The 15,285-nt window shown below is 63.1% G+C and carries 10 protein-coding genes and 1 tRNA gene; 6 read left to right on the forward strand and 5 right to left on the reverse strand.

All coding sequences use genetic code 11. The features are described from left to right. Positions 1 to 25 precede the first annotated feature (25 nt). Both addA and trxA read left to right on the forward strand, forming a co-directional pair. Positions 26 to 3,412 carry a double-strand break repair helicase AddA gene (gene addA, locus ABD704_RS01110; protein ID WP_344697851.1) on the forward strand — a complete coding sequence of 1,129 codons (3,387 nt, stop codon included), beginning with the start codon at positions 26 to 28 and terminating at the stop codon, positions 3,410 to 3,412. Between the two features lie 70 nt (positions 3,413 to 3,482). Continuing rightward, entirely contained in the window at positions 3,483 to 3,830 is a 348-nt protein-coding gene (gene trxA / locus ABD704_RS01115; protein WP_344697852.1) for a thioredoxin TrxA, read from the forward strand. Positions 3,831 to 3,839: 9 nt separating this feature from the next. Here trxA and ABD704_RS01120 read toward each other — a convergent pair whose 3' ends face one another. Further along, positions 3,840 to 4,277 carry a GFA family protein gene (locus tag ABD704_RS01120; RefSeq protein ID WP_344697853.1) on the reverse strand — a complete coding sequence of 146 codons (438 nt, stop codon included), beginning with the start codon at positions 4,275 to 4,277 and terminating at the stop codon, positions 3,840 to 3,842. 119 nt (positions 4,278 to 4,396) lie between these two features. Between ABD704_RS01120 and secA the strand changes: the two genes are divergently transcribed. The 4 genes from secA (at position 4,397) to ABD704_RS01140 (ending at position 13,485) form a co-directional block, all read left to right on the forward strand. After that, the gene (secA, locus tag ABD704_RS01125) at positions 4,397 to 7,132 is read left to right on the forward strand and encodes a preprotein translocase subunit SecA (RefSeq protein ID WP_344697854.1); all 2,736 of its coding nucleotides are present in this window, start codon (positions 4,397 to 4,399) and stop codon (positions 7,130 to 7,132) included. An 11-nt stretch (positions 7,133 to 7,143) separates the two neighbouring features. Next, positions 7,144 to 10,263 (forward strand): bifunctional proline dehydrogenase/L-glutamate gamma-semialdehyde dehydrogenase PutA, encoded by a 3,120-nt coding sequence (putA, locus tag ABD704_RS01130; protein WP_344697855.1) that lies wholly within the window; start codon positions 7,144 to 7,146, stop codon positions 10,261 to 10,263. Between the two features lie 166 nt (positions 10,264 to 10,429). Continuing rightward, entirely contained in the window at positions 10,430 to 12,145 is a 1,716-nt protein-coding gene (locus tag ABD704_RS01135; RefSeq protein ID WP_344697856.1) for a type I secretion system permease/ATPase, read from the forward strand. Then, positions 12,142 to 13,485, forward strand: a complete 1,344-nt coding sequence (locus tag ABD704_RS01140; protein WP_344697857.1) for an HlyD family type I secretion periplasmic adaptor subunit — start codon at positions 12,142 to 12,144, stop codon at positions 13,483 to 13,485. Before ABD704_RS01135 ends, ABD704_RS01140 begins: the two co-directional genes overlap by 4 nt. Before the next feature lie 6 nt (positions 13,486 to 13,491). On the opposite strand, the gene ABD704_RS01145 is transcribed toward ABD704_RS01140, so the two are convergent. The 4 genes from ABD704_RS01145 to ABD704_RS01160 all read right to left on the reverse strand — a co-directional run bounded on the left by ABD704_RS01145 (position 13,492) and on the right by ABD704_RS01160 (position 15,186). Next, a complete protein-coding gene (locus ABD704_RS01145; protein WP_344697858.1) occupies positions 13,492 to 13,740 on the reverse strand; it encodes a hypothetical protein in 249 nt (82 codons plus the stop codon). Positions 13,741 to 13,797: 57 nt separating this feature from the next. After that, complete coding sequence (locus ABD704_RS01150; protein WP_344697859.1) at positions 13,798 to 14,190, reverse strand: GFA family protein; 393 nt, start codon at positions 14,188 to 14,190, stop codon at positions 13,798 to 13,800. 64 nt (positions 14,191 to 14,254) lie between these two features. Further along, positions 14,255 to 14,329 (reverse strand) — tRNA-Asn (locus tag ABD704_RS01155). Positions 14,330 to 14,412: 83 nt separating this feature from the next. Next, positions 14,413 to 15,186 carry an NAD kinase gene (locus tag ABD704_RS01160; protein WP_425565445.1) on the reverse strand — a complete coding sequence of 258 codons (774 nt, stop codon included), beginning with the start codon at positions 15,184 to 15,186 and terminating at the stop codon, positions 14,413 to 14,415. Positions 15,187 to 15,285 lie beyond the last annotated feature (99 nt).

Consider the following 15,285-nt stretch of genomic DNA (forward strand, 5'->3'; position numbering starts at 1 on the left):
CGTCATTTATGAAAGCGATCGGCTGATGTCCAACCGCATCAAGCCGCTTCATCAACTTCATGGCGACCAGGCACGTGCCGCCGATCCACGCGCGCACGCCGCTTTGTCCGCCTCGGCGGGGACAGGGAAGACGCAGGTCCTGACGGGCCGGGTGCTGCGGCTGTTGCTCTCGGGCGCGGCGCCCGAGACGATCCTCTGCCTTACGTTCACCAAGGCCGCGGCCGCGGAAATGGCAAACCGCATCGGCGCGCGCCTTGCGGCCTGGGTGCGGATGAAGGAGGCCGACCTCAAGAAGGATTTGTTCGCCCTCGGTGAGCGCAACGATCCTGTGACCGTGCAGCGTGCGCGCCGCCTCTTCGCCAAGGTGCTGGACGCCCCGGGCGGACTGCGCATCCAGACGATCCACGCCTTCGCGCAGACGCTGTTGGCGTCGTTCCCGGCGGAGGCGGGAATCGCGCCTGGTTTCCAGCCGCTGGAGGGCCGGGCCGAGCAGGAACTCGGGCGGACAACTTTAGCGAACCTTCTCGCCGACGCCGAAGCGAGCGGCAACGAACAGCTGTTGCGCGACGTGCAGTGCCTAAGCCTTCGTCTCGGCGAGGCGGCTGCAGTCGATTATCTGATGCGTTGCGCGCGTTCGCAGGAAGCGCTCAGCGGGCTCGGTCCCGCGGAAGGCATCGAGGACAAGGTCCGCGCCGTGATGAATCTGCCCGAGGGTGCGGTCGAAGATTATCTCGCACACCATTGCTCCGACGACCGGTTCGACTGCGACCTGCTGCGCGCGGTCTCGAATGCAAACCGGAGATGGGGGACCTCGACCGGTGCCAATATCGTGGAGCAGGTCGAACGCTGGCTTGGCATGACGGCCACGGAGCGCGCGGCTGCTTTGCCGGAACTTGCGTTGATCGCGTTCACAGGATCCGGCGATGTTCGCAAGGTGTCGGCTGGGCAGCGCAAGGCAGATCCTGATTACGATCAGCACGTGGAGAGGCTCGCCGGGGAGATCGGCGAGCTTCTTCGGATCCAGAGCGCTGCCCGTCTCGCCTGCGACATGGCCGCCGGCCTTCGCGCAGGCCAAGCGTTCGCCGAGGCTTATGCTCATGCCAAGCGCGCTGCTGGCGTTGCCGACTTCGACGACCTGATCAGATGGACGCGCCGCTTGCTTGCGCAACCTGGCATGGGTGAATGGGTGCGTTACAAGCTCGACCAGCGCACCGATCATATCCTCGTCGATGAGGCACAGGACACGAATGCTGCGCAGTGGGACATCGTCCGCGCGCTCGCCGAGGAATATTTCAGCGGCTCTCCCGAAGCGGAGCGGCGGACCCGCACCTTGTTCATGGTCGGCGACTTCAAGCAGGCGATCTACGGCTTTCAGGGAACGGACCCGCGCGAATTCGACAAGATGCGCTCGGACGTGCGGGAACGCTCAGAAGCGTTGCGGTCGGAAGAGGACTCGTTCCTCGAATTCCGCGATCTGTCGATCAACGCCAGCTACCGTTCCGCTCAGGCCGTCTTGGACACCGTCGATGCGGTCATCGGCGACGTGGGCTTCCGCGAGATGGGTCTGCCCGAAGTCCCGCCGCCACACGAAGCGCACCATTCCGCGCGGCCCGGCGTCGTCGAGTTGTGGAAGCCGTTCGCTCTGGAAGGCGAGAACGGCGATGAAGGGGAGGAAGGCTGGCTCGACGAGGACGTGAGGCAATATGCCGACCGCATTGCCGAGCAGGTGCACGAGTGGATCGACCAGGCGCCGGTTCTCGATTCGACGAGGCGGGCGCTGACACCCGGCGATATCCTGATCCTCGTGCGGAGCCGCAGCGAGCTTGCGTCCCTCATCGTCGCCCGTCTTTTTCAGCGGCGCGTGGCCGTCGCGGGTATCGACCGGCTGTTCCTGTCGAAGCCATTCGCCGTGCGCGACTTGCTGGCGGCAGTAACGTTCGCCGTCCAGCCGCTCGACGACCTCAACCTTGCCAACCTGCTGGTGTCCCCGCTGATCGGCTGGGGCCAGCAGCAGCTCTTCGATCTCGCTTTTGGCCGTGAGAAGACGCCTCTGTGGCGGGCACTCCGCGAGCGAGTAGGCGAACGCGACGATTTTGCGACAGCCCACGGACAGCTCGGCGACCTTCTGGCGATGGCGGATTATACCACGCCCTCGCAATTCTTGGAGACGATCCTCTCGGGGCCACTCGGCGGACGCCGCAGGCTCTACGGTCGGCTCGGGCTTGCCGCGCGCGACCCAATCGATGAACTCATGACAGCCGCGTTGATGTTCGAGCGGAGCGACATTCCATCCTTGGAGCGTTTCCACGCCTGGTTTGCGCGCGGCGACGTCGAGATCCAGCGCGATCCCTCCGAACGCGCGAACGTAGTGCGTGTGATGACTGTCCACGGCGCCAAGGGGCTCGAAGCGCCGTATGTCATTCTCGCCGACGCTACCGTCGACCCCGCTAATCTGGGAAGGCGTAATCCGCCGCTCAGCCTGCCGGTCGGCGGCAAGAACGTGCCGGTGATCCGGTCGAGACGCTCCGAACTCGTGCCGCCATTCGATACGATCATCGCGACCGAGCAGGCGCGAGATCTCGAGGAACATTGGCGGCTGCTCTATGTCGCCATGACGCGGGCCAGCGAGCGGCTCGTCGTCGCTGGCATCGCGCCGAGCCGTGGCGAGGCCGAGAATAGCTGGCACAAGCGCGTCGAGCGGGCGCTTATCAACCTCGGCGCCGTATCTGAAACCGATGACCGCTGGAGCGCCGTGACCCGTTATCGTGGTGCGGTTGCGACGCTCCGCCACCCCGCCAAGTCTTCCCGGGTCGAGCGCGTGCCGCCACCAGTTCCGAGTTGGGCGCGCTCGGTTGCGCCAATCGAGCCCCGTCCGCCCCGTCCGCTGGCCCCGTCGCAAGTGACCGAGGACCGCGAGCCCGCTCCGCCACCGACTGAACAGTCGCGTATGGCTGCGCGCCGCGGGACCTTGATCCATCAGTTGCTCGAGCGGCTCGCGGACGTCGAGCCCGGTCATCGCCGCCAGCGCGCCGCCGATTGGCTCGAAAGATCCGCAGGCCTTTCCGACGTCGGGCAGCGGGCTGAGATCGCCGATCAGGTCTGCCACGTCCTCTCCGACGATCGCTTCTCCGATTTGTTCGGTCCCAACTCGCTAGGGGAAGCGCCATTGGCGGCGACCTTGCCCGACGGGCGCGTCATCGCCGGCACGGCCGACCGGCTGCTCATCGAAGAGGCGCAAGTCTCGGTACTCGACTTCAAGACTGGCCGCGTGCCTGACGAGGACGATCGCATTCCCGCATCGCACCGCGCCCAGATGCAGGCATATGTTGAAGCGCTCCGAGTGATATTCCCGGGCAGGACCATCCGTGCGGCGCTTCTCTATACCAACGGGCCGCAGCTGTTCGAACTGTAGTCTTGAGGGTGGTCGACCGACCGCCCATATGTCCGTTAACTTATACACTCGTGCAGGAGAGTCGTTCGTCATGGTCACCAAGACGGTCACCGATCAAAGTTTCGCCACCGATGTTCTGGGGTCTGACGGGCCCGTCCTCGTCGATTTCTGGGCCGAATGGTGCGGTCCGTGCCGGATGATCGCGCCGGCGCTTGAGGAAATCGCCAATGATCTCGGCGGCAAGGTCACCGTCGCGAAGCTCAACATCGACGAGAATCCGGATACGCCGGGCCGTTACGGCGTCCGCGGCATCCCAACGATGCTGCTCTTCAAGGGCGGCCAGCCGGTCGCGCAGAAGGTTGGCGCCGCGCCGCGCAGCCAGATCCAGCAGTGGCTTGAAAGCAACCTCGACGCCGCCAGCCAATCGAACGCCGGCTAATTTAATATTTCACGCGGGCGGTTCGGTTCCGTCGAGCCCCCGCGTGTCCGGCCTGAATTTCTCGTGCCGCGGCAGGTCGTCCTTGGGTTCGAACCAGCCGATCTTGCTCCTCCAGAAGATGTGATAGCCGGGCTCGACGGCTTCAGGGTCATCAAGGGTGATGACGCTGAAATCCACCGTTTCGGGCTGGTGATCGACCTTCATCAGGAAGGGCGTTCCGCACTTTCCGCAGAACTCGCGATGGCCAAAATTGGAAGAGGGAACGGACTTCACCAATTCCGCTCCTGACGTCCACACGAGATGGCCTTGCGGAACGCTCGCAAATACCATCGCCGGAGCTCCGCTATTGAGCTGGCAGGTGCGGCAGTGGCACCAGCCACAGTCGAAAGCCTCGCTCTTCAGCTCGTAGCGGACCGCGCCGCACATGCATCCGCCGGTCTGTCCCATACACTACCCCTTAATTGACTACGGCTAGGGCGCTCCTTACATCGCCCGCGACAGTTTCCCGATAGCGTCGGCGAGTGGCTTCTTGCCATCCTGAACGCTCGGATTTTTAAGGGATTTCCATGTTCGCCTCAGTGGCAAAGAGCATCTTCGGATCGGCCAACGATCGCTATGTCCGCAGCCTCGGCAAATATGTCGACGCTATAAACGCGCTTGAGTCGAATATTTCCGCACTTTCCGACGATGAGCTGCGCGGCCAAACAGTCATTCTTCGCCAGCGCCTCGCGAACGGCGAAAAGCTCAACGATTTGATCCCTGAGGCCTTCGCTACCGTGCGAGAGGCGGCGGTCCGGACGCTTGGCCAGCGTCACTACGACGTCCAGCTAATCGGCGGCATCGCGCTGCACCGCGGAGAAATCGCCGAAATGAAGACCGGCGAGGGTAAGACGCTGGTCGCGACGCTCGCGGTTTATCTCAATGCGCTCGAAGGGAAGGGCGTCCACGTCGTCACGGTCAACGACTATCTCGCCACCCGCGACGCGGGCTGGATGGGACAGGTCTACCGCTTCCTCGGCCTGACGGTCGGCGTCATCGTCCCGAACTTGACGGATGAGCAGCGCCGCGCGGCCTATAACGCCGACATCACCTACGCGACGAATAACGAACTCGGCTTCGACTATTTGCGCGACAATATGAAATACAGCCGTGACCAGATGGTCCAGCGGCCGTTCAATTTCGCGATCGTCGACGAGGTGGACTCGATCCTGATCGACGAGGCCCGCACGCCTTTGATCATTTCGGGCCCGACCGACGACAAGTCGGATCTGTACATCTCGGTCGACAAGCTCGTGAAGACGCTCGTGCCGGCCGACTATGAAAAGGACGAGAAGCAGAAGAGCGTTGTCCTGACCGAAGACGGCACCGAAAAGTGCGAGCGCATGCTTGAAGAGGCCGGGCTGATCGAGGGGCGCAACCTCTACGACGTCGCCAACACGCAGGTCGTCCACCACCTGAACCAGGCCCTCAAGGCCAATGTGATGTTCAAGAAGGACATCGACTACATCGTGAAGGACGGGAAGGTCGTCATCATCGACGAATTCACCGGTCGCATGATGGACGGGCGCCGCTGGTCCGACGGTCTTCACCAAGCCGTCGAAGCCAAGGAGGGCGTGGCCATTGAGCCGGAGAACCAGACGCTCGCTTCGATCACCTTCCAGAACTATTTCCGTATGTATCCGAAACTGTCGGGAATGACCGGCACGGCGATGACCGAGGCGCCGGAATTCTTCGACATCTACAAGATGAACGTCGTTGCGATCCCGACCAACGTTCCCGTGCAGCGCGTCGACAATGACGACGAATTCTACAAGACGATGATCGAGAAGTTCGGCGCCATCACCAAGGAGGTGAAGGAGAAGCAGGCGAAGGGCCAGCCGGTCCTGGTCGGCACCGTCTCGATCGAAAAGTCGGAGATGCTGTCCGAGTTTTTCGACAAGGAGGGCGTCAAGCATTCGGTGCTGAATGCGCGTTTCCACGAAACCGAAGCGCATATCGTGGCGCAGGCGGGTCGTGTCGGTGCCATCACTATCGCCACAAACATGGCCGGCCGCGGCACCGACATTCAGCTTGGCGGCAACCTCGAGTTCCGGATGCAGGATGAATTCCCCGAGCTCGAAGCGGGCACGCCGGAGTATGAAGCGAAGGCCGAGCAGATCCGCGCTGAGATCGTCGCCGAGAAGCAGCATGTCCTCGACCTTGGCGGTCTTTTCGTGCTCGGCACCGAGCGCCACGAAAGCCGGCGCATCGATAACCAGCTCCGCGGTCGCTCAGGCCGCCAGGGCGACCCGGGCCTGTCGCGTTTCTACCTCAGCCTCGACGACGACCTTCTTCGCATCTTCGGGCCGCAGACCATGTTCGCGCGACTGATGAACAAGAACCTGGAGGACGGCGAAGCAATCGTCTCGCCGTGGATATCCAAGGCGATCGAGACCGCGCAGAAGAAGGTCGAGGCGCGCAACTACGACATCCGCAAACAGGTCGTCGAATTCGACGACGTGATGAACGACCAGCGCAAGGTCATCTACGAGCAGCGTGCCGACATAATGGATGCCGAAAGCGTCAGCGATGTCATCAACGACATGCGCGCCGAGACTGCTTCGGCCCTCGTCGCCGTCAGCTGCCCCGAAGGCACCTACCCCGAACAATGGGACGTTGCCGGGCTCAAGGAAGCGATCGACGATGTCTTCAATCTCCAGCCGCCGGTCGACGACTGGATCGAGGAAGAAGCCGTCGAGCCGCAGATGATCAGCGATCGGCTGCAAAAGCTCGCCGATGACGCCATGGCGTCAAAGGTCGCGGAGAATGCGGACGTCGACTGGGTGCAGATCGAAAAGCAGATCCTGATCCAAACGCTCGACCATCACTGGAAGGAGCATCTCGCCACACTCGATGCGTTGCGGCAGGTCATCCACCTTCGCAGCTACGCGCAGAAGAAGCCGATCGATGAGTATAAGCAGGAAGCCTTCCTGCTGTTTGAGCGACTGCTTGTTGCGATCCGCGAAGAGGTCACCCGGACCTTGATGCGGGCCCAGTTCCGGTTTGAAGAGCCTCCGCAGCCCGTGCTTCCGGATTTCATCACGCAGCACCTCGATCCGTTCTCGGGCGACGACGACAGCGCCGACATCGACGCCGCGACCGGGACTGTCCTGTCGAACCTGCCACCGCTCAGCATCCCGCAACCGCCGATGCCTCAGCGTGACGATACGGGCGAACTGGTTGAAGCTCCCGTCAGCCGCAACGCTCCTTGTCCGTGCGGCTCAGGCCAGAAGTACAAGCATTGCCACGGACAGCTCGCGTAGCCGCGGGCCCCGTGGTCCAGCCAGTCGATCGCACCGCGCTAAGGCGCGCCTATCGGCCTGACGAAGAGCGGGTCGTTGAGGAGCGCCTGCAGCAGGCGAAGCTCGCGCCTGAAACGCTCGGCGAGGCGACGGCCATCGCCCGCGAGCTCGTGAAGGGCGTGCGGGCGCACAAGCCGTCTGGCGTCGATGCGTTCCTTCGGACTTACGATCTGGGCTCCGACGAAGGCATCGCGATGATGTGCCTTGCCGAGGCGCTTCTCCGCATTCCCGATGCGCACACCGCCGACGAGTTGATTGCCGACAAGCTTTCGGGCGCCGACTGGTCGGACAAGCTTGGGCGTTCGGATTCGAGCTTCGTCAATGCGGCGACCTTCTCGCTGCTGCTGACGGGCCGGGTGCTTGAAGGCGCCCAGGATCGTTCGGACAATTGGAAGGCAGCGCTCGGCCGCGCCGTCGGTCGCCTCGGCGAGCCGGTGGTTCGAACCGCCGTGCGCGAGGCCATGAAGATTCTCGGCCGCAACTTCGTCTTCGGCCGGGATATCGACGAAGCGCTAAAGCGCGCGGCGCCGGAGCGGAAGCAAGGCCTAAGTCACAGCTTCGACATGCTTGGCGAGGCGGCGAAGACCTTCGTCGACGCCGACCGCTACGCCGCCTCCTATCGCAGCGCGCTCGAAACAATCGCGACGAAGGCGAAGGATGGCTTCCGCCGCTCGCCTGGTATTTCCGTCAAGTTGACGGCGCTCCATCCGCGGTTCGAATTTCCCCACCGCGACGAAGCGCTGGCGGCGGTGATCCCGGTCGTCCGCGAGCTGGCACTCAAGGCGTCGAAGGCGGACGTCCACTTCACCATCGACGCGGAGGAAGCGGATCGGCTCGAGCTTCAACTCGATGTGTTCGAGGCCTTGCTTGCCGACGACGAGTTGTTCGCCAGCGGATGGGCCGGTTTTGGCATTGCGCTCCAGGCCTATCAGAAGCGCGCGGCGCCCCTGTGCGACTGGGTCATTGCCGCCGCGCGGGCGCATGGCCGCAAGCTCATGGTCCGCCTCGTTAAGGGCGCGTACTGGGATACGGAAATCAAGGCGGCCCAAGTCGGTGGACTAACCGACTATCCCGTCTTCACGCGTAAGGTGGCGACCGACGTCTCCTATCTCGCCTGCGCAAAGAAGCTGCTCGATGCGAATGACGCGATCTACCCCGCCTTCGCGACGCACAATGCGAACACGATCGGCCAGGTGAAAGCGCTGGCTGGGAAGCGCGAGTTCGAGTTCCAGCGCCTCCACGGCATGGGCGAAGAGCTCTACGAGGAGCTCGCGCGGCTCGAGGACGGCATCGGAGACAAGCGTACTCCGGTTCGCATCTACGCACCGGTTGGCAGCCATAAGGAGCTACTTGCCTATCTCGTTCGCCGCCTGCTCGAGAACGGCGCGAATTCCAGCTTCGTCAACCGCATCGCCGACGAACAGGTTTCGCTCGACGAGCTGGTCCGCGATCCGGTGGCCGAGCTCGATGCGCTCAACCCCAAGCGCAATCCGAAGATTGTGTTGCCCACGAGCCTCTTCGGCGCCGGACGCCGCAACAGTGCCGGTGTCGACCTTAGCGATCCTTTGGTGCGCGAACCTTTGCTGGAACGTCTGAAAGCGCTCGAATCCCGCAACTGGGTCGCGAAGCCGGGAATTGGAAAGGGCGAGGGCAGGGCAATCAAGTCGCCCCACGATCAACGTGTGACGGTCGGGACCACGTTCGAAGCGACGGTCGATGAGGTCGATCGAATGGTCCGCGTAGCCCACGCCGCACAGGTAGGATGGGATGCGCTTGGTGGAGAGAAGCGTGCGCAGCTCCTGGAGCGAGCGGCAGACCTTTATGAAGCCCATGCGGAAGAGTTCTTCTCGCTCTGCACGCGCGAAGCTGGAAAGACCCTCATCGACGGCGTGCTCGAAGTGCGAGAAGCGGTGGATTTCCTGCGCTTCTACGCCTCGGAAGCGCGTCGCCAGTTCACAAAGCCGCTTCCACTTCCGGGTCCGACCGGAGAGCTGAACGAGCTGAGACTACATGGCCGCGGAGTGATCGCTGCCATTTCGCCGTGGAACTTCCCGCTGGCCATCTTCACCGGCCTCGTGTCGGCGCCATTGGCTGCGGGCAATGCCGTTATCGCCAAGCCCGCCGGGCAGACCCCGCTGATCGCCGCCCTGGCGATCGAGCTAATGCATCAGGCCGGCATTCCAAAAGATGTGGTCCAACTCGCGCCCGGGTCCGGCAGCGTCGTGGGTGGTACGTTGACCGCGCATCCGCTGGTCGCTGGCGTAGTATTCACTGGCTCGACGGAAACTGCGCGCAGGATCAACAGGACGCTGGCCGAGCGTGATGGCCCGATCATTCCGTTCGTTGCTGAAACCGGCGGCCAGAACGCGATGATCGTGGATAGCTCTGCGCTGCCCGAGCAAGTGACGCGCGACGTCATCTCCTCGGCATTCCAGAGCGCCGGGCAGCGCTGCTCGGCTTTGCGCGTCCTGTTTGTCCAGGAAGATGTTTCCGACGGCATGATCAAGATGATCGCTGGCGCGATGGATGCATTGAAGGTCGGCGATCCGTCCGACCTTGCGACCGACGTTGGCCCGGTTATCGACGAACCGGCCAAGAAGGTGCTCGATGAGCACATCGAGTGGCTCGACAAGAACGCGAAGAAGATCCGTCGGCTGGAGCCACCGAAGGAGGCAGCGAACGGATACTTCGTTCCTCCTGCATTTTATGAAATTCGGTCGCTAAGCGAATTGAACAGCGAAAACTTTGGCGCAGTTCTTCACGTCATCCGTTACGCCGGCGACGAGCTCGATAAGGTCGTCGAGGCGATCAACACGACTGGTTACGGACTGACCCTTGGATTGCAGAGCCGCATCGACACGGTTCGTGATTATGTCGAGGAGCATGCCCGCGTCGGCAACTTCTACGTCAACCGCAACCAGATCGGCGCGGTGGTGGAAAGTCAGCCGTTTGGTGGCGAAGGCCTGAGCGGCACCGGCCCGAAAGCCGGCGGCCCGCATTATGTGGCGCGCTTCGCAACGGAGCGAGTAACTTGCATCGACACTACGGCAGCGGGCGGCAACGCCTCGCTGATGGCCGCGCTCGAAGGATGACGCTTTGTCCCAGTCCGGGACTAGTCTCGACTCTGCATTGATTTTGGTGCAAAAATAAGGGCTTGGGCGAGATGGGCGAGCAGGCTGCCGTCGTTCGGGTAGGGGATTTCATGTCATTGGCAAATCGTAGGCGGTCACGGCCAAGCCGTGCTGCAGGGGATCCGGCGTGAAGATTCTGGGACAGGAAGTGCCCAAAGTCCTCGCCGACGCGCTCGCCGATTGCCGCCGCCATTTCATGGCTGCGGCGATCTTCAGCCTGCTGATCAACATCCTCTACCTCGCGCCGACGATCTACATGCTGCAGGTTTATGACCGCGTCGTTCCGACCGCGGGCAAGACCACCTTACTGTTCATCACGATGGCGTTGGCACTGTCGCTGTTGACGCTTTCGATCCTCGACATGGTGCGAAATCGGCTGCTGGTTCGCGCCAGCCAGCGCATGGACGCCCTGATCGCGCCGCGAATCCTGCGTCAGATGATGGCGACTGATTCCGCTTCGGCTGGCCAGGCCATGCGCGATTTCGATTCCGTCCGCACGGCCATGGCAACGCCCGCCATCGCGGCGATCTTCGATTTTCCATGGACGCCGGTGTTCCTGCTCGTCGCCTTCATGCTGCATTTCTGGATCGGCATCATGGCGATCATCTCGGCAATTCTGCTGGTGTCCGTCGCTTTTGCGAACCAGCGCGCCACCCAGAAGAGCATGGAGATTGCGACGACCGCGATGGTGTCCGCGGCCAATTCGCAGCAGGCCGCCGCGACGCATGGCACGACCGTGAAAGCGCTCGGCATGACCGGCGCAATGGTCGAACGCCAGCTGGGCCACCGCCGGATCGGCCTTGCGAATATGCTTCATGCGCAGTTCGCCGGCAGCCGGCTGACCGCGACCAGCAAATTCCTCCGCATGTTCGTTCAGTCCGCCGCGCTCGGCCTTGGCGCCTTGCTGGCGATTGCAGGCGATATCTCGGCGGGTGCGATCATCGCTTCGTCGGTGCTACTTAGCCGTGCGCTCCAGCCGATTGAGAGCATCATCGGCGCCTGGGCGTCGCTCGCAGCAGCGCGCTCGGCCATCCGCCGACTCAACAAGTCGTTCGAAACGCTGGAAGAGCCACGCATCTACACTGCTCTCCCCGATCCGGAAGGAGTGCTCGAGGTTGAGGAAGTTGGCGTGCGTGGCCGTGACGGTCGCACTATTCTCGTTGGCCTGACCTTCCGGGCCGACCCGGGCAGTATCCTCGGCATCATCGGCCCGAGCGGTTCCGGCAAGACGACGCTCGGCAGGATCATCGTCGGCGCCGCGCAGCCTACCATCGGAACGGTCCGCATCGACGGTGCGCGGCTGACCGATTGGGACCAGGACGATCTCGGCCGGCACATCGGTTACATGCCCCAAGAGCCATCGCTGTTCGACGGCACGCTGAAGGAGAATATCTCCCGTTTTGAGCGTCCTTCGAATGTCGATGACGCGAAGCGCATCGACGAAGCCGTGGTCAAGGCTGCGAAGGAGGCGGGCGTCCACGAACTCGTCCTCCAATTGCCGCAAGGCTACGACACGCCGCTCGGCCTGATGGGGGCCGGTCTTTCTGCCGGCCAGGCGCAGCGCGTCGCTTTGGCTCGTGCGCTCTACGGCGATCCGAAGCTGATCGTCCTCGATGAGCCCAACGCCTTCCTGGACCAGGCCGGCGAAACCTCGCTGATCGCGGCGATCGCGAAGGCACGCGCTCGCAAGGCGACGGTGATCGTCATCGCGCATCGCCAGGGCGTGCTTGCGGCGGTCGACCGTCTGCTGGTCATGGAGGAAGGACGGCCCAAGCTGATCGGGCCGGCCAAGGATGTGGTGGCTAGGTTGACCGGGCCCAAGCGTGCGGAGAATGCAGCATGAGCGACGCGATTGTCCTGACAGCGCCGGTGCACAGCGAGGCTGGCGATCCTTCGCAGGAAATCCGCTTCGGCATGATCGTCGCGGTGCTGTTCTTCGTCATCTTCTTGGGTTGGGCGGCCTTCGTACCGCTTGATGCAGGCGTGAACGCCCATGGTGTGATCGCCGTCGCCGGGAACCGGCAGACGGTCCAGCATCGCGACGGCGGCGTCGTGACGGCCATTCACGTTCGCGAAGGCCAGCATGTGAAGGCAGGTGATGTGCTGATCGAGCTGTCGGCGCCTGAGCTCAAGGCGGCCGAGCGCGCGCTTACGAGCGACTATTTGATGCTTCTTGCGCAGCGCGCGCGCTTGCTCGCGGAGCGGGTTGGTCAGCGCGACTTTGCCGCGCCAGCCGAGTTCGCCTCGCTCTCTCCTGCCGACCGCGAACTTGCGGCGCAGGTCATGCAACTCCAGCGTTCGGAAATGCATGCGCGTTCCGGCTCGGTGTCCGCACAGCAATCGGTTCTTGGCCAGCGCGCGCAGCAGCTCGTTCAGCAACAGGGCGGCTATGTGAAGCAGCGTCAGGCGCTGGTCGAGCAGCAACGGCTGATCGGTGAAGAGCTTGACGGTCTGAAGAGCATTGCGGCCAAGGGCTACGCCTCGATCAACCGCGTCCGCGCCCTTGAGCGTGCGCAAGCCGACCTAAAGGGCCAGGAAGCGCAGATGACTGCCGAATTCGCCCGCGCCGGCGAAGGTATTGGCGAGACCCGCATGCAGTCGCTCAGCGTCTCGCGCGACCGTCTTTCGACGATCGAGACCGACCTCAAGGATACGCAGAGCAAGCTTTCAGAGACCCTCCCGAAGCTCGTTGCCACTCGTGAACAGCTCGAGCATTCGCAGGTGCGTTCTCCGGCGACTGGCCAGGTCGTCGGCCTCACGGTCTTTACGGTCGGTGGTGTCGTCGCCGCAGGCCAGAAGTTGATGGACATCGTTCCGGACGGCAAGGAACTCGTCATTCAGGCGCAGCTGCAGCCGACCGACGCGGACGATGTCTTCGCGGGGCAGCATGCTCAGGTTCGCTTCCAGAGTGTCCACAACCGTTCGTTGCCGTTGTTTACAGGCGTGGTCCGCACGATGTCGGCCGACAGCTTCACCGATGAGAAGACCGGCCGGTCTTATTTCCGGACAGAGATTGTCGTCCCCGAAGCGGAGTTGAAGCGCGTTCGTGAGGCGATCGGCAATGGCGAGCTAAGGCCCGGCCTGCCCGTCGAAGCGGTGCTGACGGTTCGGAAGCGCACGGCGCTTCAGTACATCATGGAGCCGCTGACCGGCGCTCTGTGGCGGTCAGGGCACGAGGACTGAGTCCGGCTATTGAGGCGGTTGCTTGGTCAGGGCGTCGCCCTGGCCTGTGGTGACACGCATGGTGGTCGCTTTCGTGCGCTTCTCGATATCGTCGCGATCCCATTCCTCGGCCGTCTTGCAGCGGCGTCCCGCTCGGATGTGCGTTCCCGTGTCCTGCTCGCTCTCACGGCAGACAAGCTTTGGCTTCTCGCCAACTGCCGGTGCGTTCGCGCCCGACTGCGCGGCCAGAATCAAGATCGTCAAAGCGATGGTCATAAGCGAACTCCAGACATGCGAGACTCTGCCTCTGCGGCACATTAGTCAACGAGAGGTTCAGTCCTCGGACCGGCTACCGTCAGGGCGGTCGCGCTCATGGTGCCTGGCGAGAGGGAGGGGCGGCAGCCATGATTCCCGGCGGATCGTCCAAAGCTCATAGGTCGGCATCAGGCGGTCCGGTGCATCAAGCGCCCCGATGCTAATCTCGATCTCATCGCCGCTCCGCGAGAAAACCGACGACCCGCAGCGGGGGCAGAAGTGACGTGTGCCAAAGGTGGTAGTTTCGCCATCGATCTCAACCGCTTCGTCAGGGAAGATGCCGGATGCGTGGAAAAGCGCGCCATGGTGCTTGCGGCAATCCAGGCAATGGCAGAGTCCAACGCGGTAGGGCTGGCCGGAGGCCGTGACGCGGACGTCGCCGCAAAGGCATCCGCCAGTTAGCTTGTCCATGTCGGCACCTTTCGAACCAGCTGAGCAAGCGCTCACGAGCGGTGCGATTCTCGCCGGAAAAGATTGGCTCCCCGAGTTGGATTCGAACCAACGACCAAGTGATTAACAGTCACCTACTCTACCGCTGAGCTATCGGGGAGCATCCCTAGCGGGCAGGCGGGCTAGATAGCGGACACTTCCTTAAAGGCAAGTGCCCAAGCGACACAGGTGTTGGCGAAATGATCACGTCGCGAACTGCTCCATCGCGATCCGCTCGTCGAGCGCGTGCTCTGGGTCAAACAGCAACGTGAGGGACCGTTCGCGGTCCAGCCGAACTTCCACCCGAGCAACTTCTCGCACCTCGATCTGGTCAGCCACTGCGGACACCGGACGGTTCGCCGCCTCGAGGATCCGGAAGCATACGGCCGTATCGTCGGGCAGGATTGCACCAGACCAACGGCGGGGCCGGAACGGGCTGATGGGAGTCAATGCAAGCATTTTGGCCTGAAGCGGCAGGATGGGACCGCGTGCGGACAAGTTATAGGCCGTAGAGCCGGCAGGCGTCGCAACGAGTACGCCGTCGCAGGCGAGCTCAGGCAGCGCGACGCGCCCGTTGACGCTGATCTCGATCTTCGCGGTCTGTCGTGTTTCGCGAAGCAGCGACACCTCGTTGATCGCGGCGTGGACCGAAGTGTGGCCTGCGACGGTCGTGACGCGCATTTCGAGGGGCGCCACTCGGATCGCCTTCGCCGCTGCGATCCGCTCCTGCAGGCAGTCGATACGCCAGTCGTTCATAAGGAAGCCGACGGTGCCCCGGTTCATCCCGAACACTGGCTTCTGGACGTCGGTTTCCAGCATCCCGTGCAGCGTGCTCAGCATGAAGCCGTCACCGCCCAGCGCGACCAACACTTCCGCGTCGTCAGTCGAGGCGAACTCATATCGCTCGCGAAGGAGGGTTTCAGCGGCCGTTGCGGCCTCGGTATGCGATGACAGCAGGCCGATCCCGAGGCTGCGCAAATCCTGCCTCGCATTCCCTCGCGATTTGGGCGCATCCGCGTTCAACCGAAGTACCTCGCCAAAACCGTTTCTCCGACCCGGAACATAGGGCGCGAAGAC

Origin of the sequence: Sphingomonas limnosediminicola (genome assembly GCF_039537965.1) — a bacterium.
Classification (GTDB): Bacteria; Pseudomonadota; Alphaproteobacteria; order Sphingomonadales; family Sphingomonadaceae; genus Sphingomicrobium; species Sphingomicrobium limnosediminicola.

Excerpts from the sequence above, each read along its gene's own strand:
- addA (WP_344697851.1), top strand. The coding sequence starts at position 26 with ATGTCCAACCGCATCAAGCCGCTTCATCAACTTCATGGCGACCAGGCA.
- trxA (WP_344697852.1), top strand. The coding sequence starts at position 3,483 with ATGGTCACCAAGACGGTCACCGATCAAAGTTTCGCCACCGATGTTCTG.
- ABD704_RS01120 (WP_344697853.1), bottom strand. The coding sequence starts at position 4,277 with ATGGGACAGACCGGCGGATGCATGTGCGGCGCGGTCCGCTACGAGCTG.
- secA (WP_344697854.1), top strand. The coding sequence starts at position 4,397 with ATGTTCGCCTCAGTGGCAAAGAGCATCTTCGGATCGGCCAACGATCGC.
- ABD704_RS01140 (WP_344697857.1), top strand. The coding sequence starts at position 12,142 with ATGAGCGACGCGATTGTCCTGACAGCGCCGGTGCACAGCGAGGCTGGC.
- ABD704_RS01145 (WP_344697858.1), bottom strand. The coding sequence starts at position 13,740 with ATGACCATCGCTTTGACGATCTTGATTCTGGCCGCGCAGTCGGGCGCG.
- ABD704_RS01150 (WP_344697859.1), bottom strand. The coding sequence starts at position 14,190 with ATGGACAAGCTAACTGGCGGATGCCTTTGCGGCGACGTCCGCGTCACG.